This is a genomic window from Rhodanobacter humi (assembly GCF_041107455.1).
GTDB lineage: Bacteria > Pseudomonadota > Gammaproteobacteria > Xanthomonadales > Rhodanobacteraceae > Rhodanobacter_A.
The window spans coordinates 2415110-2441062 of record NZ_JBGBPY010000001.1; the positions used below are offsets into that span (position 1 = coordinate 2415110).

At 68.2% G+C, this 25953-nt stretch carries 22 protein-coding genes; 14 read left to right on the top strand and 8 right to left on the bottom strand.

From position 1 onward, the window contains the following. Window position 1: 1 nt before the first annotated feature. Both AB7878_RS10505 and AB7878_RS10510 read left to right on the top strand, forming a co-directional pair. Window positions 2–769 carry an ArsR/SmtB family transcription factor gene (locus AB7878_RS10505; protein ID WP_369494316.1) on the top strand — a complete coding sequence of 256 codons (768 nt, stop codon included), beginning with the start codon at window positions 2–4 and terminating at the stop codon, window positions 767–769. 70 nt (window positions 770–839) lie between these two features. Further along, window positions 840–1187 carry a DUF1161 domain-containing protein gene (locus AB7878_RS10510; RefSeq protein WP_369494317.1) on the top strand — a complete coding sequence of 116 codons (348 nt, stop codon included), beginning with the start codon at window positions 840–842 and terminating at the stop codon, window positions 1185–1187. A gap of 52 nt (window positions 1188–1239) precedes the next feature. Here the strand turns inward: AB7878_RS10510 and AB7878_RS10515 are convergent, their stop codons facing one another. Further along, entirely contained in the window at window positions 1240–2631 is a 1392-nt protein-coding gene (locus tag AB7878_RS10515) for a M20/M25/M40 family metallo-hydrolase (RefSeq protein ID WP_369494318.1), read from the bottom strand. Window positions 2632–3375: 744 nt separating this feature from the next. Here AB7878_RS10515 and AB7878_RS10520 point away from each other — a divergent pair. The 3 genes from AB7878_RS10520 to AB7878_RS10530 all read left to right on the top strand — a co-directional run bounded on the left by AB7878_RS10520 (window position 3376) and on the right by AB7878_RS10530 (window position 9192). Further along, a complete protein-coding gene (locus tag AB7878_RS10520; protein WP_369494319.1) occupies window positions 3376–5889 on the top strand; it encodes a protease pro-enzyme activation domain-containing protein in 2514 nt (837 codons plus the stop codon). Between the two features lie 210 nt (window positions 5890–6099). After that, complete coding sequence (locus tag AB7878_RS10525; RefSeq protein WP_369494320.1) at window positions 6100–7836, top strand: proprotein convertase P-domain-containing protein; 1737 nt, start codon at window positions 6100–6102, stop codon at window positions 7834–7836. A 108-nt stretch (window positions 7837–7944) separates the two neighbouring features. Then, window positions 7945–9192: a TIGR03862 family flavoprotein gene (locus AB7878_RS10530; protein ID WP_369494321.1), complete on the top strand. Its 1248-nt coding sequence runs from the start codon at window positions 7945–7947 to the stop codon at window positions 9190–9192. Window positions 9193–9330: 138 nt separating this feature from the next. Here the strand turns inward: AB7878_RS10530 and AB7878_RS10535 are convergent, their stop codons facing one another. Together AB7878_RS10535 and AB7878_RS10540 are read right to left on the bottom strand one after the other, a co-directional pair. Then, window positions 9331–9930 carry a GNAT family N-acetyltransferase gene (locus tag AB7878_RS10535; protein ID WP_369494322.1) on the bottom strand — a complete coding sequence of 200 codons (600 nt, stop codon included), beginning with the start codon at window positions 9928–9930 and terminating at the stop codon, window positions 9331–9333. Window positions 9931–9941: 11 nt separating this feature from the next. After that, window positions 9942–10148, bottom strand: a complete 207-nt coding sequence (locus AB7878_RS10540; protein WP_077483207.1) for a YdcH family protein — start codon at window positions 10146–10148, stop codon at window positions 9942–9944. A 101-nt stretch (window positions 10149–10249) separates the two neighbouring features. Here AB7878_RS10540 and ttcA point away from each other — a divergent pair, with 101 nt between their 5' ends. From ttcA to AB7878_RS10580, 8 genes are all read left to right on the top strand, one after another. Beyond that, window positions 10250–11068, top strand: a complete 819-nt coding sequence (gene ttcA, locus AB7878_RS10545) for a tRNA 2-thiocytidine(32) synthetase TtcA (protein ID WP_369494323.1) — start codon at window positions 10250–10252, stop codon at window positions 11066–11068. Between the two features lie 63 nt (window positions 11069–11131). Further along, entirely contained in the window at window positions 11132–12334 is a 1203-nt protein-coding gene (locus AB7878_RS10550) for an amino acid aminotransferase (protein ID WP_369494324.1), read from the top strand. A 177-nt stretch (window positions 12335–12511) separates the two neighbouring features. Further along, window positions 12512–13429, top strand: coding sequence for a recombination-associated protein RdgC (locus tag AB7878_RS10555; RefSeq protein WP_369494325.1), 918 nt, complete (start codon window positions 12512–12514; stop codon window positions 13427–13429). 131 nt (window positions 13430–13560) lie between these two features. Then, window positions 13561–14331 carry a M48 family metallopeptidase gene (locus AB7878_RS10560; RefSeq protein ID WP_369494326.1) on the top strand — a complete coding sequence of 257 codons (771 nt, stop codon included), beginning with the start codon at window positions 13561–13563 and terminating at the stop codon, window positions 14329–14331. 738 nt (window positions 14332–15069) lie between these two features. After that, window positions 15070–15648: a methyltransferase family protein gene (locus AB7878_RS10565; RefSeq protein WP_369494327.1), complete on the top strand. Its 579-nt coding sequence runs from the start codon at window positions 15070–15072 to the stop codon at window positions 15646–15648. Window positions 15649–15751: 103 nt separating this feature from the next. Beyond that, window positions 15752–16060, top strand: a complete 309-nt coding sequence (locus AB7878_RS10570) for a YciI family protein (protein WP_369494328.1) — start codon at window positions 15752–15754, stop codon at window positions 16058–16060. Window positions 16061–16193: 133 nt separating this feature from the next. Next, entirely contained in the window at window positions 16194–16490 is a 297-nt protein-coding gene (locus AB7878_RS10575; protein WP_369494329.1) for a hypothetical protein, read from the top strand. Between the two features lie 200 nt (window positions 16491–16690). Then, window positions 16691–17779, top strand: coding sequence for an NHL repeat-containing protein (locus AB7878_RS10580; protein ID WP_369494330.1), 1089 nt, complete (start codon window positions 16691–16693; stop codon window positions 17777–17779). A gap of 154 nt (window positions 17780–17933) precedes the next feature. Here the strand turns inward: AB7878_RS10580 and AB7878_RS10585 are convergent, their stop codons facing one another. Further along, window positions 17934–18920 carry an alpha/beta fold hydrolase gene (locus AB7878_RS10585; protein WP_369494331.1) on the bottom strand — a complete coding sequence of 329 codons (987 nt, stop codon included), beginning with the start codon at window positions 18918–18920 and terminating at the stop codon, window positions 17934–17936. Window positions 18921–18977: 57 nt separating this feature from the next. After that, on the bottom strand, window positions 18978–20834 hold the full coding sequence (locus AB7878_RS10590) for a M1 family metallopeptidase (RefSeq protein ID WP_369494332.1): 1857 nt from the start codon (window positions 20832–20834) through the stop codon (window positions 18978–18980). Between the two features lie 206 nt (window positions 20835–21040). Between AB7878_RS10590 and AB7878_RS10595 the strand changes: the two genes are divergently transcribed. Next, window positions 21041–23173 (top strand): putative bifunctional diguanylate cyclase/phosphodiesterase, encoded by a 2133-nt coding sequence (locus tag AB7878_RS10595; protein WP_369494333.1) that lies wholly within the window; start codon window positions 21041–21043, stop codon window positions 23171–23173. A 10-nt stretch (window positions 23174–23183) separates the two neighbouring features. Here the strand turns inward: AB7878_RS10595 and AB7878_RS10600 are convergent, their stop codons facing one another. The 3 genes from AB7878_RS10600 to pip are packed head-to-tail and all read right to left on the bottom strand — an operon-like array spanning window position 23184 to window position 25946. Beyond that, on the bottom strand, window positions 23184–23660 hold the full coding sequence (locus tag AB7878_RS10600; RefSeq protein WP_369494334.1) for a DUF2269 family protein: 477 nt from the start codon (window positions 23658–23660) through the stop codon (window positions 23184–23186). Next, window positions 23657–24949 (bottom strand): DoxX-like family protein, encoded by a 1293-nt coding sequence (locus tag AB7878_RS10605; protein ID WP_369494335.1) that lies wholly within the window; start codon window positions 24947–24949, stop codon window positions 23657–23659. Before AB7878_RS10605 ends, AB7878_RS10600 begins: the two co-directional genes overlap by 4 nt. A 43-nt stretch (window positions 24950–24992) precedes the next feature. Continuing rightward, a complete protein-coding gene (gene pip, locus AB7878_RS10610) occupies window positions 24993–25946 on the bottom strand; it encodes a prolyl aminopeptidase (RefSeq protein ID WP_369494336.1) in 954 nt (317 codons plus the stop codon). Window positions 25947–25953: the final 7 nt, after the last annotated feature.

Sequence of the window (25953 nt, forward strand, 5' to 3'; positions counted from 1 at the left end):
AATGTCGTGGCTTCGCCTCGCCGATGTTTCGCTGCGCGTCGAAACGAGCGCACAGGGCGCGCACTACACTGCGCGCATGAGCCGCAGCGGACTACCCAACCGTTATCAGCTGGCCGAGTTCGGCGCCCTGCTGGCGGAGCCGGCGCGCGCGGCGATGCTGCTGGTGCTGCTGGACGGCAGCGCACGCCCCGCCGGTGAATTGGCACGCATCGCTGGCGTGGGTGCGGCCACCGCCAGCGCGCACCTGAAGCGCCTGCTCGATGGCGGCCTGCTCGCCGTGCAGGAGCAGGGCCGGCATCGCTACTACCGCCTCGCCGACGACGAGGTGGCGGCGTGGCTGGAAGCGATGGCGCTGCCGCGCGCGCCCAAGGCGCCGCGTCCGCCGGGCAGCGATCCCGCGCTGTGTCGCGCGCGCACCTGCTATCGCCATCTGGCCGGCGAGCTGGGCGTGGCGATGTGTGCGGCGTGGCTGGAACGCGGCTGGCTGCAGTCGACCGGCGACGGTTTGCGGCTGCAGGCACCCGCGATCGAGGCGCTGGTGGGCGCGGGCTGGCAAGCGGAACCGGCCGGGCAGCTGTTGCGCCTGCGCGGTCGCGGCTGCATCGACTGGACCGAACGCCGCCTGCACTTGGGCGGCCCGTTGGGCGTGGCGCTCACCGACGCGATGCTGGATGCCGGCTGGTTGCGCCGCACCAGCCGCAGTCGCGCCTTGCTGCCCAGCGCCGACGGCTTGCGCCGCTTCGCGCAACTGGGCGTGCGGCTGGATTGAGCGACGTTGTCGACACGGATTTCATTGGCTGCGCGGTTTGATGGGTCTTCCCGTACTTGGAGACCTGCCCATGAAATCGCATGGTGTATTCGTCGCGTTGGCGCTGCTCGCGGCGCCGATGCTGGTCCATGCCTCGTGTGATGCGGTGAAGGCGAGCATCGACGCGAAGCTCAAGGCCAAGGGACTGGAAGGCTACACGCTGGCCGTGGTGGCGCACGACGAACCGGCCGGGGACGGCAAGGTGGTCGGCCAGTGCGAGGGCGACAAGCAGATTGTCTATACCCGCGGTGCGTCCGGCAGCGCGTCGGCGCAACCCGCGGAGACCGCGCAGCCGGCCGCAGCGAAACCTGCAGCATCCGGTGCGCACGACAAGAGTGACGAGCCGCAGCCGGCTTCGGCGGCGACCAGCGGCGGCTGAGCGCCAGCGGAGTTCCCGCGGAGCCGCGACGGCACGCCGTGCCGTCGCGGTTTCATCGTTTGTCGTCGGCGCCTGTCGGCGGCGAACGTTCGAAACTGCCGGCGTCGCCGGGGAACACCACCGGGCTTTCGTAGCCGTCCGCGGAAACCGACGACACGCCGAAGAACCCGTCGTCGATCACCACGTCCTTGAGCACGGCGTGGTCGATGTCGCCCACCGCTCGCGCGTGCTGCCATTGCGGCGCGGTGGTGTCGCGCCAGTGCACGCGGTAGCCGGCGGCGCCCGGTACCTTGCGCCAGTCCAGCGTGGTGTCGGTGGCCAGCGCGCCGTGGATGCCCACGCCGCCGGGCGGCGCCGGTGCGCGGCTCAGCGCGGCCATGGTGATCGCGTTGAGCGCGGTGACGCGGGCGAGGTAGCGGAAGTCGATGCCGGCAATGGTGTCGCCGTAGCGCACGCCGTCCTGCGTGCGCAGGTCCTGGTGCTGGTGCGTGTAGTCCTCGTGCGCCTCGGTGACGCGCACCGCGGGATAGCCGGCTTCGATGAAGGGCACCTGGTCGCCGCCGCGGCCGTAGCGGTCGGTGCGGTAGACCATGCGCACGCGGAAGTCGGGCAGGTAGCGGTCGGCCAGCTGCGCCATGGTGCGCGCGAGGTTGCGCGAGGGCGAGTCCACCTCGCCGCCGTGGTAGCGCCGGTACGCCGCCTGCGCGGGCGTCTCGTTGCTCTTGGTCCCTTCGGAGAATACCCGTACCACAGTGTTGTCGATGGCGCCGTTCTCGCCGCGGCTGTTGCCCACGATGTCGTTGTTGAGCGCGGCCTCCACCTGCCAGCCGTGCGCGACCGCGTAGTCGGCCAGCAGCTTGCCGCCGTACAGGCCCTGCTCCTCGCCGGACAGCGCGGCAAACACCAGGGTGGCGCGGTTGTCCTGCTTCGACAACAGCCGCGCCGCCTCGATCAGCGCGGCCACGCCGGAGGCGTCGTCGTTGGCGCCGGGCGCGTCGCTGCGGGCGTTCATCACGTCGCTGACGCGCGAATCCAGGTGCCCGGTGATCACGATCACGCGCTGCGGATCGGTGCTGCCGCGCTTGATCGCGACCACGTCCACCACCTCGGTGGGTTGCGGGATGCGTTTGCCGGTGAACGTCTGCGCGGGCGTGACCACTTCGAGGCAACCGCCGCAGTCGTGCGAGATCGCCGCGAAGCGCGCCTGCACCCAGCGCCGCGCGGCGCCGATGCCGCGCGTGGCGGATTTCGTGTCCGAGAGCGTGTGGCGCGTGCCGAAGCCCACCAGGGCGGTGATGGTGGCGCGCAGCTCGGCCTCGCTGGGCGCCGTGCCCAGGGCCAGCAATCCGGGATGCTCCCGCGGCGCGGCGGGCAACTCGGCGGCATGGGCGGACAAGCTGGCGCACAGGGCGACCCAGCACCACGCGGACAGGATTCGGCGCATCGCGATAGCTCCCCGGCAACGATTCGGTTCGAAGGATCCGCGGCCGGTGTGTTGCAGCAAGCCCGCCCCGGAATACGCGGTACGGCCGGTTGATCGATTCGATCGCGGCCACGGTATCGCAATTTCATGCCCGACGCCGACCCTTGCAACTTGGGCAATGGATGCGAGGCCGTGCCGATTGGAACGAGATAATCGAAAATAATTGCTGCAACGCCATTTGATGCGAATCGAGGCGATCCGTCTGGAGAATTCGTTTCTTGTTGCGATGTCGATTCATGCGCCTCGGTGCGGGGATGGCCGGGAAGCCGCGTAATTGCGTGCTTTGCGGGCGTGCATGCGATCGCCGGGATTCGTCGAAAATCGAACGTAATTGCGTTTCAAATGCGTTGTTTCATGCGCCGCTGCTCAACATGAAGCGCGTGTAAATGATTAGTGTGTCGCCGGTTTGGATTTGCGCTTTCTGATATTGACGAGTGCAAATTCGATTGCTTAGTTTCGGACGATTCGCCATGGGGAGCATCGGCGAATGGTTCCGGATGGCACCTGCGGGGGCGGGTCCTGTCAAGCGAAGCCCAAGGCCGACCGAGAGAGGGAATTTCTCAGGGGGACGGCTGCTGCAGCGGGCGCTCGGGAATCGTCTGGCAAGCAGAAAACGGCGTCGCACGCGGGTGCGACATGTCATTGCCACGGGGTCACGCGACCGCGTCAGGTCCGTTCGCCCCGAAAAAAACTGGGGAGTTATCCATGCATCACGTTCGTTTGAAAGCACTGGCCGCCGCCATCGCCATGGCCGCGGCCTCTTCGGTGTGCGCCGGTACGGCCCACACCACCAGCACTGCACAGTTCGCCACGGTGCGGCACGCCACCAAGTTGCACACCGGCGACCGCGTCGTCGGCGCGCTGGAAGTCGCGCAATCGATGCACGTCGCGGTATCGCTGAATCTGCGCAACAAGGCGCAGCTGGATGCGTTCATCGCCAACCCGCACCATCCCAACCTCACGTCCGCGCAGTTCAACGCGCTGTACGCGCCGACCCAGGCGCAGGCGCAGCAGGTGGCCGACTTCCTGAGGAAGTCCGGCTTCGGCAACGTCACCATCGAGCCGAACCGCCAGCTGGTGACCGCCAGCGGCCGCGCCGACACGGCGGCCTCCGCGTTCCGCACCTCGCTGGTGCGCGTGCACACGCATGACGGGCGCAATGCCTATGCCACCGCCAGCGACGTGAAGATCCCGGTTGCGTTGCAAGGCATCGTGAACGAGGTGCTGGGCCTGCAGACCGTGCACACCTTCCATGTGCTGAACCCGGTCCACGTCAATGCGGCCGGCGGCACCGCCGGCGCGCACAACCCGGCCGACTTCGCCGCGATCTACAACGCGGGCAGCACGGCGACCGGCGCGACGATCCCGGTGGGCATCATCGCCGAAGGCAGCATGACGAACGTGCAGAGCGACTTCAGCTCGTTCCTCAGCCAGAACCCGGGCCTCGGCAGCATCCCGATGAACGTGGTGACGGTGGACGGCGGCAGCAGCGACACCAGCGGCGACGGCGAGTGGGACCTGGACAGCCAGGACATCGCCGGCATCTCCGGCGGCGTGAAGTCGCTCACCCTGTACACCACCTCCAGCCTGAACACGCAGCCGCTGGTGGATGATTTCAACAAGGCGGTCACCGACAACACGGTGCGCATCATCAACGTCTCGATCGGCGGTTGCGAAACCGGCTCGGAGACGAACGGCGCGGCCACCGGCGACAACATCTTCGAGCAGGCCGATGCGCAGGGCCAGACCTTCTCGATCTCCTCCGGCGACAGCGGCGCGGACGAGTGCGGCACCGGCGGCATCGTGCCGAGCTGGCCGGCCGATTCGCAGTACGTGGTGGCGGTGGGCGGCACCGAGCTGTACACCTCGGGCACCACCTGGACCAACGAGACGGTGTGGAACAACCTGAGCTCCAACGAAGGCGCGACCGGCGGCAGCCCCAGCACCTTCGAGGCGCAGCCGAGCTGGCAGAAGGGCGTGGGCCAGAACGCCGGCAGTTCCTATCGAGGCCTGCCCGACGTGGCCTTCGACGCCAGCCCGGTCAGCGGCGCCAACGTGATCGTGGACGGCGCCAGCCAGCAGATCGGCGGCACCAGCCTGGCCTCGCCGCTGTTCGTGGGCGTGTGGGCGCGCGTGCTGGCGGCCAAGCCCTCGCTGGGCTTCGCCGCGCCGCTGATCTACGCGGACGCCGCGTCGCATTACTCGACTGACTTCCACGACGTCACCTCGGGCAACAACAGCGGCGAGACCGCCGCCGTGGGCTGGGACTACACCACCGGCTTCGGCTCGATCAACATCGCGAACTTCGTGGCCAACGTCGCCGGCAGCGGCGGCAGCGTGACGGTGCCGACCGCCAGCAACGGCGCGGTAAGCACCAACCAGAACACCGCGGTGTCCGGCACGCTGTCGGCCTCGGCCGGCGGTGCCAGCATGACGTTCGCGGTGGTGGCCCAGCCCACCCATGGCACGGTGACGATCACCAATGCCGCCACCGGCGCGTTCACCTACACGCCGGCCACGGGTTACAGCGGCAGCGACTCGTTCACCTTCGACGCCAAGGACAGTGCGGGCACTTCGAACGTGGCCACTGAGAGCATCACCGTGAATGCGGCAAGCGGCGGCACGCCGGTGGCCAACTTCACCGACACGACGAGCGGCCTGACGGCGAGCTTCACCAACACCTCGACCGACACCGGCGGCACCATCAGCAGCTACGCCTGGACGTTCGGCGACGGCGGCACTTCCACCAGCGCCAGCCCGAGCCACACCTACACCGCGGCGGGCACCTATACCGTCTCGCTGAAGGTGACCGACAACACCGGTGCGACCAGCACCAAGAGCGGTTCGGTGACGGTGACCGCCCCCAGCGGCGGCACGTTCAGCAACAACACCAGGAAGGCCATCAACGACAACGCCACCATCACCAGCAACATCAGCGTGACCGGTGAGCCGGGTGCGGCGCCGGCGACGCTGCAGGTGCACGTGAACATCACGCACAACTGGTCGGGCGATCTGGAGATCGACCTGGTCGCGCCGAACGGCGCCTACGCGGTGCTGCAGTCGCCGGACTACAACGACGACGGCAACATCAACACCACGTACACGGTGAACGCCTCCTCGGTGCAGGGCAACGGCACCTGGAAGCTGCGCGTGATCGACAACGACCCGTGGTACAGCGGCGACTACGGCACGCTCAACAGCTGGAGCCTGACGTTCTGATGCATGGCGGCGCGCAGCGATGCGCGCCGCTTCTTTCCCGGACTGAAAGCCCGCCGGGCATGCGGCGCAGGGAACTCAGAAAAGCAGTTGTCGTACCCGCGAAAGCGGGCGTGACGTCCAGGCCTTTGCCTGTGCCGTCCCTGGAAAAAACCGAACGCATGTGCGGGGGCGCATGTTTGCAAACACCTGTTTCCTGATTGGGGAGATCACATGAAAAGCATCGTGTTGAAGACACTCGCGGCATCCGTGTTGCTGGGTCTGATGGCCGGCCCGGCGTTCGCCCAGACCGACGCGGCCACGAACCCGCAGGGCAATCCCTACTCGCCCGCCCACGGGCACAGCTACCGCCACGGCGTGATTCCCACCCGGGCGGTGCACGAGAAGATGAAGCATTACAAGGAAACGCACACGCCCGCCGTGATGACGGCGGCGACCGGCGCCAACACGCTCAGCTACGCCGGCGGCATCGACGGCGTCGGCGTGATGGACGGCCACGTGAAGGTGTACATCGTGTACTACGGCAACCAGTGGGGCTCGCAGAGCACGAACGCGAATGGCGACGACGTGTTCTCCGGCGACTCCTACGGCGCGGCGGCCCAGGCCGAGGAGATGTTCAAGGGCATCGGCACCGGCGGCGAACTGTGGTCGGCCGACCTGACCCAGTGGTGCGACGGCCCGAACGTGGCCAGCGGCGCCACCAGCTGCCCGTCGAACGCGAGTTTCGTGCCGTACCAGAGCGGTGGCGTGTACGCCGGCTCCTGGTACGACAATGGGGCCGCGGCACCCAGCGCACCGACCGCGACCGATCTGGCCAACGAGGCGATCGCGGCGGCCGCGCACTTCGGCAATACTGCGGCCGGCTCGAACCGCTACACCTACTACATCATCATGTCGCCGCACGGCACCGACCCGGACAACTACCAGAGTCCGACCCAGGGCTACTGCGCGTGGCACAACTACACGACCTCGTCGTACGGCGACATCGCCTACAGCAACCAGCCGTACAACATGGATCAGGGCTCGGGCTGCGGCGTGGATTTCGTCAATGCCAGCCCAGGCGGCGACCTGGACGGCTGGACGATGACGCTGGGCCACGAGTGGCACGAGATGATGTCGGACACCTATCCGGCGGGCGGCTGGACGAACCAGGTCAGCGGTTCGGCCGACAACGGCATGGAGAACTCCGACGAGTGCGCGTGGATCGCGGCGGGCCAGCCCGGTGGCGCGGCGAACGTGAGCATGAGCACCGGCACGTTCACCGAGCAGGCCAGTTGGTCGAACGACACCAACGCCTGCGCGATCACGCATCCGATCGTGGGCGGCAGTGGCGGCGGCAGTACGCCGGTGGCGAACTTCACCGACACGGCGAACGGCCTCACCGTGAACTTCACCGACAGCTCCACCGACACGGGCGGCACGATCAGCTCGTACTCGTGGAACTTCGGTGACGGCAGCGCGGCGGCGACCACGGCCAACCCCAGCCACACCTATGCGGCGGCCGGCAGCTACAACGTCACCGAGACGGTGACCGACAGCACCGGCGCGAGCAACAGCAAGACCGCGTCGGTGACCGTGTCCGCTGCGGGCGGTGGCGGCGGCACCTTCAGCAGCACCGACACGCCGGTGACGATAGCCGACAACGCCACGATCCAGGACGGCATCGCGGTGAGCGGCCAGTCGGGGAATGCCCCGTCCACGTTGAAGGTGAACGTGAACATCACCCACAACTGGTCGGGCGACCTGGAACTCGACCTGATCGCGCCGGACGGCACCTCGTACACGCTGCAGTCGCCGGACTACAACAACGACGGCAACATCAACACCACTTACACGGTGAATGCCTCGGCGGATCAGGCGAACGGCACTTGGCAGCTGCAGGTGATCGACAACGACCCGTACTACAGCGGCGACGCGGGCACGCTCAACGGCTGGAGCCTGCAGTTCTGACCGGGGGCGCGGTGCGCAGGGAGGCGCGCCGCCGATATTCGAACCAGGCCCGGCCGGTGACGGCCGGGCTTTTTTCTCCGTATTCGTCCCGCATGCGACCATGCACGGATGACGACGAACGACACACCACGCCTGGCCATCATCGGCGGCGGCCCGGCCGGCCTGATGGCGGCGGAGGCCGCGTGCGCCGCCGGCGTTGCAGTCGACCTGTACGACGCGATGGGCTCGGTGGGCAGGAAATTCCTGCTCGCCGGCAAGGGCGGCCTCAACCTCACCCACGGCGAGCCGTTCGCGCGCTTCGTCGAGCGCTACGGCGAACGCCGCGGCGAGATCGCGCGCTGGCTGCGCGCGTTCGATGCCGAGGCCTTGCGCGCCTGGGCGCGCGGGCTGGGCGTGGAGACCTTCGTCGGCAGCTCGGGCCGGGTGTTCCCCGCCGACATGAAGGCGGCGCCGCTGCTGCGCCGCTGGCTGCACCGGCTGCGCACCGACGGCGTGGCCTTCCACATGCACCATCGCTGGCTGGGCTGGCAGGACGACGGCGCGTTGCGCTTCGCCACGCCGGATGGCGAGTGCCTCGTTGCGGCCGACGCCGTGGTGTTGGCGCTGGGTGGCGCCAGTTGGCCGAAGCTCGGTTCCGATGGCGCGTGGCTGGCGCCGTTGCACGCCGCCGGCATCGACATCGCCCCCTTGCAGAGTGCGAACTGTGGTTTCGAGATTGCCTGGAGCGAGCACCTGCGCACGCGTTTCGCCGGCGCGCCGCTCAAGGCGGTGACGGCGCACTGGACCGATCGCCACGGCGCCGCGCAGGCGCGGCAGGGCGAATGCGTGCTCAGCGAATACGGCATCGAGGGCAGCCTGGTCTACGCGATCGGCGCGGAGTTGCGCGAGCGGATAGTGCAGGATGGCGAGGCGCTGCTGCGGCTCGATCTGGCGCCGGGCCTGCCGCAGGGCGCGCTCGCCGAGCGACTCGCCGCCCCGCGCGGCAAGCACAGCCTGGGCGACTGGCTGCGCCGCCGCGCGCATCTCGATGCCGCCAAGTGCGCGCTGGTATTCGAAGGCGCGGACAAGGCCGCGCTGGCTGATCCGTCTGCGCTCGCGGCGCGGATCAAGGCGCTGCCACTGCGGCTGCGCGCACCGCGCCCGCTGGCCGAGGCGATCAGCACGGCCGGCGGCGTGCGGCTGGAGGCGCTCGACGAGCAGCTGATGCTGCGCGCGCGGCCGGGCACGTTCTGCGCCGGCGAGATGCTGGACTGGGAGGCGCCCACCGGCGGCTACCTGCTTACCGCCTGCTTCGCGAGCGGTCTGCTCGTCGGGCGCGGCGCGGCGCAATGGCTGCAGCGCCAGGCTGGCATTTGAGCTGTTTGAGTCGAGTCGCTCCCGCGCTTTCTCCCTTTTGCATCCGGGGAGGGTCGAGGTGAGGCGCGGGGGTCGCGATGGATGTTTCTGCTTGCCGCGGGGCTTTGGCCGGGCCGTCTTGTCGCTCTCGATCAACGATCAGCGCTGGATCAAGCGCGCCAGCCGCAGCTCCAGCCACTGGCTGACATCCCCCCATTCGCGGTCGAGGATGGAATAGCACACGGTGTCGCGCAGGCTGCCGTCGGGTCGGCGCCGGTCGGCGCGCAGCACGCCGTCACGGTGCGCACCGAGGCGCTCGATCGCGCGCTGCGAATCGAGGTTGCGGTGGTCGGTGTGCAACAGCACCGCCACGCAGCCCAGCGTGTCGAACGCATGCGCCAGCAGCAGGCGCTTGCAGGCGGTGTTGAGGTGGCTCTTCTGCCAGCGCCTGGCGTACCAGGTGTAGCCGATCGCCAGCCGCGGCAGTTCGGGCGTGAGGTCGTAGTAGCGGGTACTGCCCACGATCTCGCCGCTGCCCGGTTCGCGCACCACGAACGGCAGCATCGTGCCGTCGCGCTGGCCTTCCAGCGCCTTCTCCACGTAGGCCGCGACCTGGCCGGGGGCAGGGACGCTGGTGAACCACAGCTTCCACAGCTCGCCATCGGCGGCGGCGGCCTCCAGCGCGGGAACGTGATCGAGGCTGAGCGGTTCCAGCGCGACATGCGCGTCGCGCAGCAGGACAGGGTCGGCGAAGGGCATAGCTGGGCGCGTCAGGCGTCGAGGTCGGGGATCAGTTTGCTTTCCAGCCGCGCGATGTGGTCCTTCAGCAGCAGCTTGCGTTTCTTCAGGCGGGTGAGCTGCAGTTCGTCGCGGCCGATCGCGCTCGCCAGCTGGTTGATCGCGCTGTCGAGGTCGCGATGCTCCAGCCGCAATTCGGCGAGCAGCTGGGCGGTTTCGGCGTGATCCTGTACCTGCATGGCGGTGTGCGGCGCTGCGGACGGTATTCCTAGTGTAACGCCGCCGGAAGCAGGCGGAGCAGGGCGGGTACAATGGGCGTCCCGTCGCCCCCAAGTTCGCCATGTCCGCGCTGCCCGAAATCGTTTCCACGCCCGCCGCCGAGGTCGAGCGCCTCGCCACGCGGCTGCGCCACCAGGTCGGCAAGGCGATCACGGATTTCCGCATGATCGAGGACGGCGACAAGGTGATGGTGTGCCTGTCCGGCGGCAAGGATTCCTACACCCTGCTGGACATCCTGCTGCAGCTGCAGGCGAAGGCGCCGGTACGCTTCGAGCTGATCGCGGTGAACCTGGACCAGAAGCAGCCGGACTTCCCGGAACACGTGCTGCCGGAGTACCTGACGTCGCGCGGCGTGCCGTTCCACATCATCGAGCAGGACACCTACAGCACGGTGACCCGGGTGATCCCGAAGGGCAAGACCATGTGCAGCCTGTGCTCGCGGCTGCGCCGCGGCGCGCTGTACACCTGGGCGGCGGCGAACGGCATCACCAAGATCGCGCTGGGCCACCACCGCGACGACATCCTCGCCACCTTCTTCCTCAACCTGTTCCACCAGGCCAGCCTGAAGGCGATGCCGCCCAAACTGCGCTCGGACGACGGCCGCCACGTGGTGATCCGCCCGCTGGCTTACTGCCGCGAGGGCGAGATCGCCGAATACGCGGCGCTGCGGGAGTTCCCCATCATCCCCTGCAACCTGTGCGGCTCGCAGGAGAACCTGCAGCGCAAGCAGGTGCGGCGCATGCTGGACGAGTGGGAGCGCGAGCATCCCGGCCGCAGCGAGACGATGTTCCGCGCGCTGGGCAACGTGGCGCCGTCGCAGCTGGCCGACCGCGGGCTGTTCGATTTCGCGGGGCTGTCAGCGGCCGGCGGCGAAATCTGAGATCATCGGGTGTCCGTCCGATTGGACGTCCATACTTCCATACGAAGAAAAGCGAGAAATCACGTGTCCATCTTTGCTTCCGTTGAAATGGCCCCGGGCGATCCCATCCTCGGCCTCACCGAAACCTACCTCGCCGATCCGCGCAAGGAGAAGGTGAACCTGGGCGTGGGCATCTACGTGGACGAGCAGGGCAAGGTGCCGGTGCTGGACGCGGTGCGCCAGGTGGAACAGGCGCTGGCGCGCGACAACCTGCCGCGCAGCTACCTGCCGATCGACGGTCTGCCAGCGTACAACCGCGCCACGCAGAAGCTGTTGTTCGGCGAGGGCGCGCCCATCCTCGACGCGGGCCGCGTGGCCACCGCGCAGACCATCGGCGGCAGCGGCGCGCTGCGCGTGGGCGCGGATCTGCTCAAGCAGGTGCTGGGCGCGAACGCGAAGCTGGCGATCAGCAACCCCAGCTGGGGCAACCACCACGTGGTGTTTCGCACCGCCGGCTTCCAGCTGATCGACTACCGCTACTACGACGACGCCAGCCACGGCCTCGATTTCGCCGGCATGCTGGCGGACCTGGCCAAGCTGGAGCCCGGCACCGTGGTGCTGCTGCACGCCTGCTGCCACAACCCCACCGGCGTGGACCTGGACGCCACGCAGTGGGCGCAGGTGGTGGCGCTCTTGAAGGATCGCGGCCTGCTGCCCTTCGTCGACATGGCCTACCAGGGCTTCGACAAGAACGCCACAGCGGACGCCACCGCGGTGCGCCTGCTGGCCGACTCGGGTATCCCTGCCTTTGTGGTGGCGAATTCCTACTCCAAGTCGTTCTCGCTGTACGGCGAGCGCGTGGGCGCGCTCAGCTTCGTGGGCGCCGACCGCGACGAGGCCGCGCGCCTGCTGTCGCGCATCAAGACCACCGTGCGTGCCAATTACTCCAGCCCCGCCACGCACGGCGGCAAGCTGGTGGCGGGCGTGCTGGAAAGCGCCGAACTGCACGCGCTGTGGGAGCAGGAGCTGGGCGCGATGCGCAGCCGCATCCACACGATGCGCGCGGCCTTCGTGGACAAGCTCGCCGCGCTGGGCGCGCCGGACTTCGGCTTCATCAACAAGCAGGCCGGCATGTTCTCCTACTCGGGCCTGAGCAAGGCGCAAGTGGATCGCCTGCGCGAGGAGTTCGCGATCTACGCGCTCGGGAGCGGCCGCATTTGCGTGGCCGCGCTCAATACCGGCAATATCGACTACGTGACCAAGGCCGTCGCGGCCGTGTGCCGCTGATCCTTGGCAAATACGGCGAGGCTTGGACAATCCGTGGCGTCATGCCTGCGAATGCGGGCATCCATGTCGATCTTCGCCGAGCAGCAAAATGGATTCCCGCTTGCGCGGGAATGACGTCGCCACCGAGTCTGGCATGTGGCCGCCGCAAGGCGGCCTTCGCATCTGCATGGATACCCAATGTTCTTCCGCAACCTCACCCTGTTCCGTTTTTCTCCCGCCGTCGCGGATGACCTGAAACGTCTGGACGAGGCGTTGGGCGAGCACCGCCTGCGCCCCTGCGGTCCGCTGGAAATGTTCACCAAGGGCTTCGTGCCGCCGGTCGGCCGCGGCGACGACGCGCCGCTCACCCACGTGGTGAAGCACTGCACCATGGTCACCGTGGGCGGCGAGGACAAGTTGCTGCCCGCCGCGGTGGTCAACGACGAGCTGCAGCGCAAGGTGCAGAAGATCGCCGAAGAGGAAGGCCGCAAGGTCGGCGGGCGCGAGCGCAAGCGCCTCAAGGAAGACCTGCTCACCGAACTGCTGCCGCGCGCCTTCGTGCGCACGTCGCGGATGTCGGCCTACGTGGACACGAAGCACGGCTGGCTGGTGCTCGACACCTCCAGCCGCAAGTCGGCCGAGAACGCGCTCACGCAAATTCGCGAGGCGCTGGGCAGCTTCCCCGCGGTACCGCTGGCGCCGGAGGAAGGCCCGCGCGTGCTGATGACCGACTGGCTCGCCAACGGCACGCTGCCCGCCGGCCTCGCGCTCGGCGACGAAGTGGAACTGCGCGACCCCGCCACCGCCACCGGCGCGATCGCCAAGTGTCGTCGTCAGGATCTCGATGCGGAAGAAGTGAAGGAGCACCTGCGCAACGGCAAGCAGGTGTTCCAGCTCGGCCTGGTGTTCGACGACCGCATGAGCTTCGTGCTGGGCGAGGACCTGATCGTGCGCAAGCTGAAGTTCCTCGACGTGGTGCTGGACGAGATGGGCGACGGCCACGAGGACGCCCAGGCCGAGGCCGATGCCAGCTTCGCCCTGCTCACCCTGGAACTGGAGCGCCTGCTGGCCAAGCTGGAGGAATGGTTCGGTTTGCCGCGTCCCAGCGAAGGTTGAGATTGGCGTCAGAACGGGCTTTCCGCAAGCCGTGACCGCCGACCCTTGCGCCGGGACGCGGTTCTCCCCACATACTGTCCCTCCGGGCACGTCGACCCACGGCGGCGCCCGGACGTACAGGCAGCAGGCACATGGCGCAGCATCTCGAAGGCGACTGGCTGGAACTGGCGACCGCAGGCGGCAACACCATCCGCGTGCTCAAGGCCGCCCACCCGCGTGCGCGGCGCTTGCGCCTCACCGTCACGCCCAAGGGCGCGCGCGTGACCTATCCCGACGGCACCCATCCCGCCCAGGTCAGCGCCTTCCTGCGCCACCACGCCGACTGGCTGGAGCAGAAGCTCGACGAGCTGAACCTGATCGTCAAGCCGCTGCCGCCGCTGCGCGTGGGCCATGCCACCACGCTGCCGCTGCGCGGCGAGCTGGCCACGCTGGACTGGGCCGACGGCGCCTATCCGAAGATCGAGACGCAGGCCGAAGGCCTCACCCTGGTGATCCCGCGCCCGCACACCCGCGCCCTGCCGGTGGCACGCGGCCTGCTGGCCTCGCATTTCGAATCGCTGATCCGCCGCGACGTGTCGCGCTGGCTCGCGTTCTACGTGCCGCAGCTCGGCCTCGCGCCCACCGCGCTGAAGGTGCGGCCGATGAAGAGCCTGTGGGGCAGCCTGGACACCCGCGACCGCATCAACCTCGACCTCGCGCTGGCGCTCGCGCCGCCCGCCGCGCTGCGCTACGTGCTGGTGCATGAACTCTGCCACCTCAAGGTGCGCAGCCACGCACCGCGCTTCTGGGCGCAGGTGGAAGGCTTGCTGCCCGACTGGCGCGAGCAGCGCGACTGGCTGCGCGGCAATGGCGCCACGCTGAAAGCCGAGCTGGATCGGCTGGTGGCGGATGTGGCGGATTGAGGGATCGCCGGGACGACAGCGACTTTCGTCACTGCCGCGCCGCGTCTCTGCTCTGGCGATTCAATTGACCTATGGACTGTGGGTGTCTGCCATGGGTCGGAAGCGGACATCCCGAGTTTCATCGGCCCACACACTTACTTCGCAAAACTCACGTTGCCTCGCACACCACGAGGGTCTGAGGGAAGGCAAATGGCCAAGGCGCTCCTTGTTGGATGGCGCGGGTCGGAAAAGTCGCCAACGCTTACGATCAAGCCATTCGGCCCCTCATAGACCGCCAAACCGCCGCTCCCAAGAGACAGAGATCGAATTAGGTATCTCTTGCTTGGCGCTTCACAACTAAGGCCAAGTGAAGGGCCAGCCGTGCTGTGATCCAGTACGAATGCGTTGCTCTCCAACTCCCGTAGCGCTTGTGGATCACCGCGTAAATCGAGGAAGTTCGCGGCAGGCACCCGGCTGTACTCCGTACCCCAGTCCCGAATGGAAGCCGGCTGTAGCCAACCATCTTGGGAATGCACGAACTGGCTTGGCAAGAGAAGTGCAACTCCAAGTATGAGCATCGGGCATTTCATGGTTGCCACCTTTTCAGTTCGTCCATTCCGTCCATTCGCCTCCCTGGAATATGAGTCCACTTTGGGTCGAAAACGGGTATTGAGTATACGAGTCGCCTGACAACCGTCACTCGATCAAGGCGCAGCGCCGGCGCATGCTGACGGCATCGCTCTCGTGGATACCGCCACCATGTCCTTTCCCTTCGGCATCGTCATTTCCCTGATCTGGCTGGCCTGGCTGCTGTACTGGTTCGTCAGCGCGTTCGGCACCAAGCGGGCCGCGCGGGTGGACAGCCTGGGCACGATGCTGGTGTACCGGGTGCCGCTGCTGCTGGGTTTCATCCTGTTGTTCACGGACCGCCCTTGGGCGGGACTGGAATGGTTGTGGCGAGCCTTCCTGCCGGCCGCGGTGGGTTGGGCTTGGTTGGGCCTGTTCCTGCTGTTGCTCGGCGTGGGTTTCGCCTGCTGGGCGCGTGTGGCGCTGGGGCGCAACTGGAGCGGCACGGTGCAGCTGAAGCAGGATCACGAGCTGGTCGTGGTCGGCCCGTATCGCTGGGTACGCCATCCGATCTACACCGGCATGCTGCTGGGCCTGCTCGGCACGGCGCTGGTGATCGGCGAGTGGCGCGGCCTGCTGGCGCTGGCGCTGGTTGTCGCCGCGTTCTGGTTCAAGCTGCGCCACGAGGAAGTCTGGATGCGCGAGCGTTTCGGTGCTGCTTACGTGGACTATATGCGGCGCACCAAGGCGCTGATTCCCGGCATCGTGTGACATCGCGACCAAGGCGAATGGACGTCCATCCGTACTTGTGCGGGCAAGGGCGTGCGGCGCATGCTCGGACGGTTCTTCCCAGGCCGTCGGAGCGATGCCGGACATGAAGCATTACTGCTGTCGGTTGCTGGCGCCGCGTTCCACGTTCCCCGGCGACATGACGCCGGCCGAGGCGGCGGCGATGCACGAGCATGTGGGCTATTGGCGCGAGCGCATGCGCGAGGGCAAGGTGGTGGTGTTCGGGCCAGTACTCGACCCGGCGGGCCCGTGGGGTCTGGCCGTGTTGCAACTGCCGGACGACGGGGAGCCCGGTGCGCTGATCGACCACGATCCGGTGATCCGCGCCGGCATCGGCTTCCGCTTCGAGATCCACCCGATGCAGGCCGTGTTGCCGGAGCCGTCGCGCGACTAGCGGCATGCGCTGTCGAAACGGCCGGCGGCGGCGCGTCTTGGCCGTGGGCGATGCGAGGTGGCGCCGCCCTCACCGGGAGCCATGCCATGCACTACAGCATCGCATCGGCACCCTCGTGGGCCGTGCCGCCGCAGTGGCCGAAGCACGCGATGCGGAACACGGCTGGGCGCTACTGCAGGCGATCCCGGCCGAGGCCGTGCGCGACTACCAACCCTGTTGGGCGCTGGCCGCGCACCTGCTCGCGCGTCTGCAGCGCCGCGACGAAGCGGATGCGGCCCGCGAGCGCGCGATCGGCCTGTGCGAAGACCCGGCGATGCGCACATTCTTGCGGCAGCAAGGGGTGCCGTCCGCACTGAGTTCCGGTACGGAAGACAACGCCGGCGCGCCACGATTGAACCAAAACGGCCGAAACGGGCATGAACACATGTAGGGATCGGGCGATCCCTGGGATCGGTATTGCCATCCCGCCGGTCCGGTGACGGCGGAATGGGCAAGCACGGCAAGGACGGGAGACCGCGTTCGCGGCAGGTTTGCGCTCGCCCTCGTACAGGCCTCCTGCTCGTGCGTCGCGCGCTGGCGCGCGACGTCGTGGCCTCGTCTCGCCACGCAACCCGAACGGAGGAACCCTCCATGTCACGCATTCCGATTTCCGCGCCGATCCTGCGCCGTCTCGCCACCGCCCTCGTCGTGGCCGGCGTTGCCGCGGTCAGCTTGCAGGCGAAGCCGGCGTTCGCCCGCGGTGGCGACAGCGGCAACATCCTCGTCGCCGACCAGTTCAACAACCGCGTCGTCGAGATCAATCGCCGGACGCACCAGGTGGTGTGGCAGTTCGGCAACGGCTCCGATTTGCCGGGTCCGCACAGCATCGTGGGCACCAACGACGCCGAGCGCTTCGGCACGCTCACCCTGATCTCCGGCACCGGCACGCCGCCGGGGCTGCCCGGCTGCAGCGACACGGTGAACGGCTGTCCCGACAATCGCGTGATCGTGGTTGATCCGCACGGCGACATCGTCTGGCAATACGGCCAGGCCGGCGTGGCGGGCGCCGGTCCGGACCAGCTCAACACGCCGGTGCAGGCGCTGTTCCTGGTCAGTTTCCCCGGCCACTACGGACCGCACGTGCTGATCGCCGACCAGGCCAACCAGCGCATCATCCTGGTCAACCTGCGCAAGCAGGTCGTGTGGCAGTACGGCACCACTGGCGTCAGCGGCAATGGGCCGAACCAGCTCAACAACCCGAACAGCGCCGAGCTGCTGGCCAACGGCCACGTCCTGATCGCCGACGAGAACAACAACCGCGTGATCGAGGTCACCCGGGCCGGTGCGCTGGTGAAGCAGTTCACCGCGCTGGGCACAGTGAGCGGTGCGGCGTTCGCCAGCCGCCTGCCGAACGGCGACACGCTGATCACCGATTCCAACAACAACCGTATCGTGGAGGTGGATGCGAACGACCACCCGGTGTGGCAGTACTTCACCAACACCGAGGCGGGCAGCAACCCCACGCCCCTGCCCACGCGTGCGGTGCGGCTGCGCAACGGCGACACCCTGATCAGCGACCAGTTCAACGACCGCGTGATCGAGGTCAACATGCTGGGCAAGACCGTGTTCACGCAAGGCGCGCTGAACCTGCCCGGCAGCGGCTACGACCAGCTCAACGGACCCTATGACGCCAAGCAGATCGGCGATTTCACCGGGCTGACGCCGCCGTTTGGTTACTGAGGCGCGTGCATGGATCGACATCGGAACACGCGACGCTTGTTCGATGTCTCCAGCCTAACAAGCGAAAAGCGCCCCCTCACCCCGACCCTCTCCCCCAAGCGATGCTTGGGGGAGAGGGAGACGGGCGCGGCGCGCTCTTCCGAATCTCGGCGGTTCAGTGCGACAGCGCGAACGCGGTGAGGATCTGCGCGGTTTCCTCGGGCTTCTCCAGCTCGGGCATGTGGCCGCAGCCGTTGAGCGTGCTGGTGCTGATCGCGCTGGCGTGCGTCAGGCCGTTGCGCAGGCTGTCCAGCGCGGAGATGTCGATCACCTTGTCGTCCTTGCACCACAGGCCCAGCACCGGCATGGTCAGCTGGTCGAGCCGGTTCTGCACGGCGAGGTATTGCGAGGGTTCGCGCAGTTCGCCCAGCACCTTGGCGATGAAGGCGTGGTCCTTCACGTTGCGCGCCACCAGCACGTCGACGAAGCGCCCGGGGATATCGGGACGCTGGTCGAACACCAGGTCGGCGGCATGCCAGAAGCCGGCGCGATCGGAGAACACGAACGGGTCCTTGCCGGCCAGCGTCTCGCGGGCGAATGCGTTCTCCTTGAACTTCAACCCGAACGCGTCGACCAGCGCCAGCTCGCCCACGTGCTCGGGATGTTCGGCGGCGTAGACGCCTGCAATCGCGCCGCCCATCGAGTGGCCCACCAGCAGGAAGCGACCCAGGCCCAGGGTCTGCACGAAGGTCTGCAGGCGCGCGGCCTGGGCGTCGATGTTGTAGCTCGCGTTCACGTCGCGCGAGGACTCGCCCCAACCCGGCAGGTCGGGAATGACCAGGTGGAAGTGCGGCGTGAGTTGCTTGGCCACCTCCAGCCACACCTCCTTGCTGTCGGCGAAGCCGTGCAGCAGCACGATGGTGGGGCCTTCGCCGCCCTCGTAATACGACCAGCGCGTGTCGCCGGCCTGCACCGTGTGCTTCTCCAGGTGCGCGGCCATCGCCTCGCGCGCGATGTTCGCGCGGAACAGCCACTGCGGCGCGAACAGGTAGCTGCCGCCCAGCAGCACGACCAGCGCCACCACCACGATGGCGAGGAATTTCAGGCGGCGAAACAGCATGCGCTGCCAGAGCGGGCGGGTGGAGGGGTTGGTGTTGGGCATGAGCGTCAGTGTTCGCGGAAATGGGTGGTCCTCCGCATGCGGAGGAAAGAGCAGGGTTTACCTATGCGCCCTTTTTGCCGAGGCAAAAAAGGCCTCCACCGCCTGCTGGGTCAGCGGGTGGTAGCCGCCCTTTGCCTTGGCGTAAACCTGCTCGGCATAGGCGAGGCCCTCCGGTGTCTTCGCGAACGCGCCGTACACCGGCAGGGTGAGGTAGAGCCGGCCGATGCGGGTCATGTGCTCGGCGGCGGCGGGCCACACGGCCTTGTCGCCGGCGGCGATGGCGTGCACGTACCAGCGCATGCCGATTTCGGCGTTGTGCGTGCCGGTGAGGTGCCAGGCGGCGTCGATGGCCTGCATGTCGGCGAGCTTGGGCGCGTCGGGCAGGCGGTCGAGGAAGTACATCCACTCCTGCGTGTTCCAGCCTTTGGCATCGAGCTTCGCGGCCGGCAGCATGCCGGCGAGGAAGGCGGTGCGCTCCTTGTCGATGGCGTCGAACTGCGGCGAGTCGGGGATAGGCGCATCCTTCGGGATGCCGGTGCCGTAGACCCAGTCCTGCACCTCGGCCCAGCTCATCTTGCCCGGGTATTTGTCGATCAGGTTGGGCTTGAGGTCGGCCAGCATTTGTTCGGTGATGATGCTGTGCCAGGCGTGGCGGTCGAAGTAGCCCTTGAGCCAGGCGTCGAAGTCCTGGCGGCCGAACTTCTGCTCCAGTGTGCGCAGGAACCACGAGCCCTTGCTGTAGGCCACGTCGGAGAGCGAGTCGTCGCCGCCGAGGCCCTTGGGGTCGGGCGCGAGCTTCTGCGCGTTCGCGGGCATCGCGCCGATGTCTTTCTGCAGTGCGCGGATCGCCAGCAGGTCTTCCTCGGTGGCCTGGCGCTGGCCGTACAGCGCCTCGGTGATGCGGCCCTGCACGTAGGTGGTGAAGCCCTCGTTCAACCAGATGTCACGCCAGGCAGCGGCGGTGACCAGGTTACCGCTCCACGAGTGCGCCAACTCGTGCGAGATCACGCTGACCAGGCTCTTGTCGCCCACGATGATCGTCGGCGTGGCGAAGGTCATGTTCGGGTTTTCCATGCCGCCGTAAGGGAAGGATGGCGGCAGCACCAGCAGGTCGTAGCGGCCCCAGCGATACGGGCCGTACAGCGACTCGGCGGTGGCGATCATCTTCTCGGTGTCGGAGAACTCGCGCGCGGCGCCGTCCACCACCGAAGGCTCGGCATACACCGCCGAGCGCGGGCCGGTTTCCTTCACCGCGATGTCGCCGGCGGCGATCGCCAGCAGGTAGGAGGGAATCGGGTGCGGTTGGGAAAAATCGAACAATCCGTCAAGAGGATGCTTCGCGTCGTTCAGCGCGCTCATCACCACGCGGAGGTTCTTCGGCGCGCTGACGTGGGCGTCGTAGGTGAAGCGGATCGCCGGCGAATCCTGCAGCGGCACCCAGGAGCGCGCGTGGATGGATTCGGACTGCGAGAACATGAAGGGTGCTTTTTTGTCCGCCGTCTGCGCGGGCGGCAGCCACTGCAGGCCGGTGGCGCCGGGCGAGGTGACGTAGCGGATGCGCACCTGCGCCGGGTGTCTGGGTGCCTCGATGGTGAGCTTGCTGCCCAGCTCCTTGTCGGCCGGCGCCAGCGCGTACTTCAGCGCGAGGGTCTTGCCGTTCGCGTCCACCGCCTCGACCGAGGCGATCTTCAGCGCGCTGGTGTCCAGCACCAGGGCGGGCGCCTTGGGATTCTTCCAGTCCAGCCTCAGCGTGGCCACGCCGTCCAGCTGCTTGTGCGGGAAGTCGATCTTGAGATCGAGGTCCAGGTGGGTCACCACCACCTGATCGGGCTGGGCGTAGGAGTTGGGGTCGTTGGCGCGGGCGGCCAGCGGCAGCACGAGGGCGCCGAGGGCGAGGACGGGAAGCAGGCGCATGCAGCGGCTCCGGCAGGGAAACGGAAGCGCGGAGTATGCCACCGACGCGCCGGCGGCCGCCCGTGGCGGAAGGCCCGGACGGGCATCGGCACGGCCCGCCCGCGGCCGCCGGGACGGCTGTTTCTCGACGGCAAAAAGGTGCAAGCTTCCGGCATGGACGCCACCGCCTGTCGCGCCCCGGTGGCTTACGGTTTGCAGAGGGAAGCATGCTGGTCGACGCGGATCCGATGGGGTTCGGCTACTTCACCGCCGCGCTGATCGCCACCACCGGCATCGCGCTCGCTTCCGGCGTGCAGTTCGTGGTGATCGGCCTGTGGCGCCGGCGCGAAACCATCCATCTTTCCTACGCGATGCTGTGCCTCTGCCTCGCCGGCTTGGCGCTGGGCAACCTGCTGTTGCGCACCGCCGGCGGCCTGGCCGAGGCGACCACCGCGCTGCGCTGGATGATAGTGATGTCGACGCTGTCCTTCCTGCCGTTCGTGGTGTTCATCGGCGCCTATACCGGCACGGCGATCGCCTGGCGCGCGAAGCTGGTGCTGGGCGCGCTGACGCTGCTGTTCCTCTGGCTCAACTGGGTGATGCCGTTCACCCTGTTCTACACGCAGCTGGTGGCGACACTGGGCGACGTGCTGCCCTGGGGCGAGTACTTGTATGGCGTCACCGGTGCGATCTCGGTCTGGGGCTGGGCATTCCATCTGGCGAGCTACGCAATGTTCCTGTGGGCGCTGTGGCGCGCGTGGCGGCAGTACCGCCGTGGCGAGTCGATGCTGGCCCTGTTGCTGGGCATCTGCCTGCTCGTGCAGTTCGCGGCCTTGCTGTGGGGCGACATCGCGATCGACTGGCTCGGCGTGCGCTCGCCGTACCTGGATGCCTTCGCCTTCCTGCCCTTCGTGCTGCTGATGAGCCTGTCGCTGGCGGCGCAGCTGCGCCAGCGCTCGATGCAGCTGGAGCGCGCGCGGCAGGATCTGGAGGCCGAGGCGCACACGCGCCGCGAAGCCGAGTTGAGCCTGCGCCACATCGCCTACCACGACAGCCTGACCGGCCTGCCCAACCGCGCCCACTTGCTGGACCGCCTCGCCGAGTGGCATGCCGACGCGCTGGCGCGTGGGCAGCACGGTGCACTGCTGCTGATCGACCTGGACAACTTCAAGACCATCAACGACGGCCTGGGCCATCATGTCGGCGACCATCTGCTGCAGGCGATCGCCGACCGCCTGCTCGCGGTGGTGCCGACGGGAGCGGTGCTTGCGCGCCTCGGTGGCGACGAGTTCGTGCTGCTGCTGGAACGGTTGCAGGGCACGCCGGACGACATGCAGGCGCGGGCGCAGCAGGTCGCTACCGACATGCTCGCGCGCCTGGCGGAGCCGGTGAGCGTGGGCAGTCGCGTGCTGGCCGTGGGTGCCAGCGTCGGCGTGGCGATATTCCCCGCCGGCGAGCAGGACGTGGCCGATCTGCTGCGCCGGGCCGACATCGCGCTGTACCGGGCCAAGGCCGCCGGTCGCGGCACGGTGCGCCTGTTCCTGCCGCCGATGCAGCAGGAAGCCGATACGCGCCTGACGTTGGAACGCGGTCTGCGCGCGGCACTGGAGCAGGGCAGCATGGATGCGCAGTTCGCCCTGCATTTCCAGCCGCAGCTCAGCCCGCGGGGCGAATTGCTGGGCGCCGAAGCGCTGTTGCGCTGGCGCCATCCGCACCTGGGCGACCTGCCGCCGGCCGAGTTCATCCCGATGGCCGAGGAAACCGGACTGATCCACGCGCTCGGCAACTGGGTGGTCGGTGCGGCCTGCGCCAGCATCCGAGGATGGGACCGCGACGGCGTGCCGTTTCGCGGGCGCCTGGCGGTGAACGTGAGCGCGTGGCAACTGGTGCAGCCACGGCTCGCCGCGCTGTTCGAGGCGCAGGTGCGCGCGGCGGGCATCGAGCCCGCGCGGCTCACGCTGGAGCTGACCGAGAGCGCGCTGCTGCAGGATTTCGACAGCGCGCTGGCGACCATGCAGCAACTCGTCGCGGCCGGTTTCAAACTCGCGCTGGACGACTTCGGCGTGGGCTACTCCGCGCTGAGCTACCTGCAGCGGCTGCCGCTGGACATGCTCAAGATCGACCGCTCCTTCGTCAGTGAGTTGACGCCCGAGGTCACCAGGCCGCTGGCGGGTTTCATCATCGACGTGGCCCACCGGCTCGGCATCGTCGCGGTGGCCGAAGGCGTGGAAACCGTTTCCCAGCGCCAGACCCTGGAGCAGATGGGTTGCGACGGCCTGCAGGGCTACCTGATCTGCCGCCCGCTGGACGATGCCGGTTTCCGCCGGTGGCTGGGCGAACACGAGCTGCGTCCGGCCTGATCGCCCACGCTCAACCCCACAGCGCCGGCTTGGCCACCATCAGCCAGAACGTGGCGAGCACGGCGAGAAATGCCGGCCAGCCCAGCGCGAACCACCAGCGCATGCTGCGGTAATACGCGGCGGGCAGTGGAGTGCCCTCGCACCAGGCCGCCTGCGCCAGTTCGCATGCGCGCCATTGCAACCACACCACCGGCAGCCAGCAGGCACCGGCGAGCAGGTACAGCGCAATGGCTGCCTGCAACCAGGGCGCACCGAAGCCGAAACCCATCTCGCGCATCAGCAGCAGCCCGGTGACGGGTTGCGCGATCACCGCCGGCGCGGTGAACAGGAAATCCGCGCGCACCGTCAGCCGCGCCACGCTGGCGATGGCGGCGACCTGGCCGCCACGGTGGGTGAACCACATGAAGAACGCGGTGCCCAGACCGGTGCCGAACAGCAGGGTCGAGGAGAGGATGTGCAGGGTCTTCAGCAGCACGTAGGTATTCACCGGCGCTCCTCCGTGACCAGCAGTAGCGCCAGCGCGGCAAGCAGCGGCAGGTTCTTGGCCAGCCCGCCGAACGGTGCCAGCCATTGCGCCGGCCACAGCAACCCGATGCCCAGCGTGTAGCCCGCCAGCATCACCAGCATCGCCGCCAGCACCCGCCGGAGACGCCAGCGCAGCAGGCACAGCACGCCAAGCAGCAGATCGGTGCCGCCGGTGAGTCGTGCCAGCACCAGCGCCGCGTGGCCGGAGAGCGGGCCGTCGATCGTCAGCACCGACACCTCGTCGGTCGTTGCCGTCCAGCCCACGACACCCGAGGCGATCCACAACAGCGCCATCAGCAGGCGCAGCATCGGCAGTCCGAAATACAGGCGCGCGTGCCAGCGATCCTGTACCTGGCTGGGCGCTTCGCCGAGTGCGCGCAGCAAGGGTCGCGGCGCGACGCCGAGCTCGTCGCGCAGGCGTGTCGATGCATCGGCCGCGCCGGTGTTGCCGCGTTCTAGCATGCGCATCATGGTGCGGCACAGGGGGCCGTCGCCGAACCGATCGCCGAGCGCGGCGACCAGTCGAGCCCAGCCCAGCGGCACCGACCAGACCCGGAGGCGGCCGAAGCCCAGCCAGCGGCGCCAGGCGGCGAGGTAATCGCGCAGGCTCATCACCTCGGGACCGACCAGTTCGATGATCTGCCGGGTGCACGCCGGTCGCTCCAGCGCTGCGGCCACGGCGGCGCCCACGTCCTCGGCGGCTACCGGCTGCACGTGCTGTCCGCCGCCTTGCGGCAGTGGCACCGCCCCCGGCAGGGCCGACAGCGCGCGCAATAGCGAAGTGCCGCCGTAGGAACCGCGCGCGCTGTAGACCAGCGACGGGCGAAGCACCAGCCAGTCCAGATCCAGCGCGGCCAGCGCCGCATCGCCGCGATGCTTGGAGGCGACGAATTCGCCATCGGCAGGGTCGCCCAGCGCCGAAACCTGGATGACCCTGCGAATGCCGCGTTGTTGGCAGGCCAGAAACAGTGCGAGCGGCGCCTGTTCGTGGATGGCGACAAACGTGCTGGCGCCGTTTTCGCGCAGGATGCCGGCGGCGTTCACCACCGCGTCGATGCGGTCCAGTCGCGGCAACCAGTCCTCGCTGCGCAGGTCGCGCGCCATGTCGCAGGCGACGGCCGTTACGCCGGGAAAGCGCGAGTCGACGCGTGCGCCGCGCACTGCGCAAACCACCTCATGGCCGGCCGCGACAAGCGTCGCGACGATATGCGCGCCGATGAAACCGTAGGCTCCGGTGACCAGCACGCGCATCGTTCGACCTCTCTGGCAACAGCCGGGGAGTATGCCATCGGCCTCAGCCGTAGCGATCCGCCAGCTTGTCGGTGGCCTGCACCAGTGCATCGACGATGGCCGGATCGGCCGCGCTGTGGCCGGCCAGCACGATGCGCAGCTCGGCCTCGGGCCAGGCCGCGTGCAGGTCGAGTGCGGTCTTCACCGGGCAGATGATGTCGTAGCGGCCGTGCACGATGGTGGCGGGTATGCGGCGGATTTTCGGCACGTCGCGCAGCAGCTGGTCCGGTTCGAGGAACATGCCGTGGCGGAAGTAGTGCGCTTCGAGGCGCGCGAGGCTCACCGCCTTGTGGGGGTCGTCGAAATCGCCGCCGGCGTCCGGGTCGTGGAGCAGGGTGGTGCTGCCGCCCTCATAGGCGCTCCAGGCCTGCGCGGCGGCGAGGCGCATGGCTTCGTCGTCGCCGTCGAGGCGCTTCCAGTAGGCCTCGATCATCGCGCCGCGCTCGGCCTCCGGAATGAAGTCGCGGAAGCGCGCCCAGCGCTCGGGGAAGATGTACTGCGCGCCGCCGTCCGTTTCGTTGAACCAGCGCAGCTCCTCCGGTCGCGCGAGGAAGATGCCGCGCAGTACCAGGCCCAGCACGCGCTCGGGGTGCGCTTCGGCATACGCCAGCGCCAGCGTGGAACCCCACGAACCGCCGAACACCACCCAGCGTTCGATGCCCAGTTCCTCGCGCAGCGCCTCGATGTCGGCGACGAGATGTGCGGTGGTGTTGTCGACGAGGTCGGCGAACGGCGTGGACTGCCCCGCGCCGCGCTGGTCGAACAGCACCACATGCCAGCGTGCCGGATCGAAGAAGCGGCGATGGTACGGCGCGATGCCTGCGCCGGGGCCGCCGTGCAGGAACACCACCGGCAGCGCGTCGGGCGTGCCGCATTCCTCCACGTGCAGGCTGTGGCGCGCATCCACTTTGATGCGGCGGGTGCGGAAGGGTTCGATCTCGGGGTACAGCTCGCGCATGGGATGC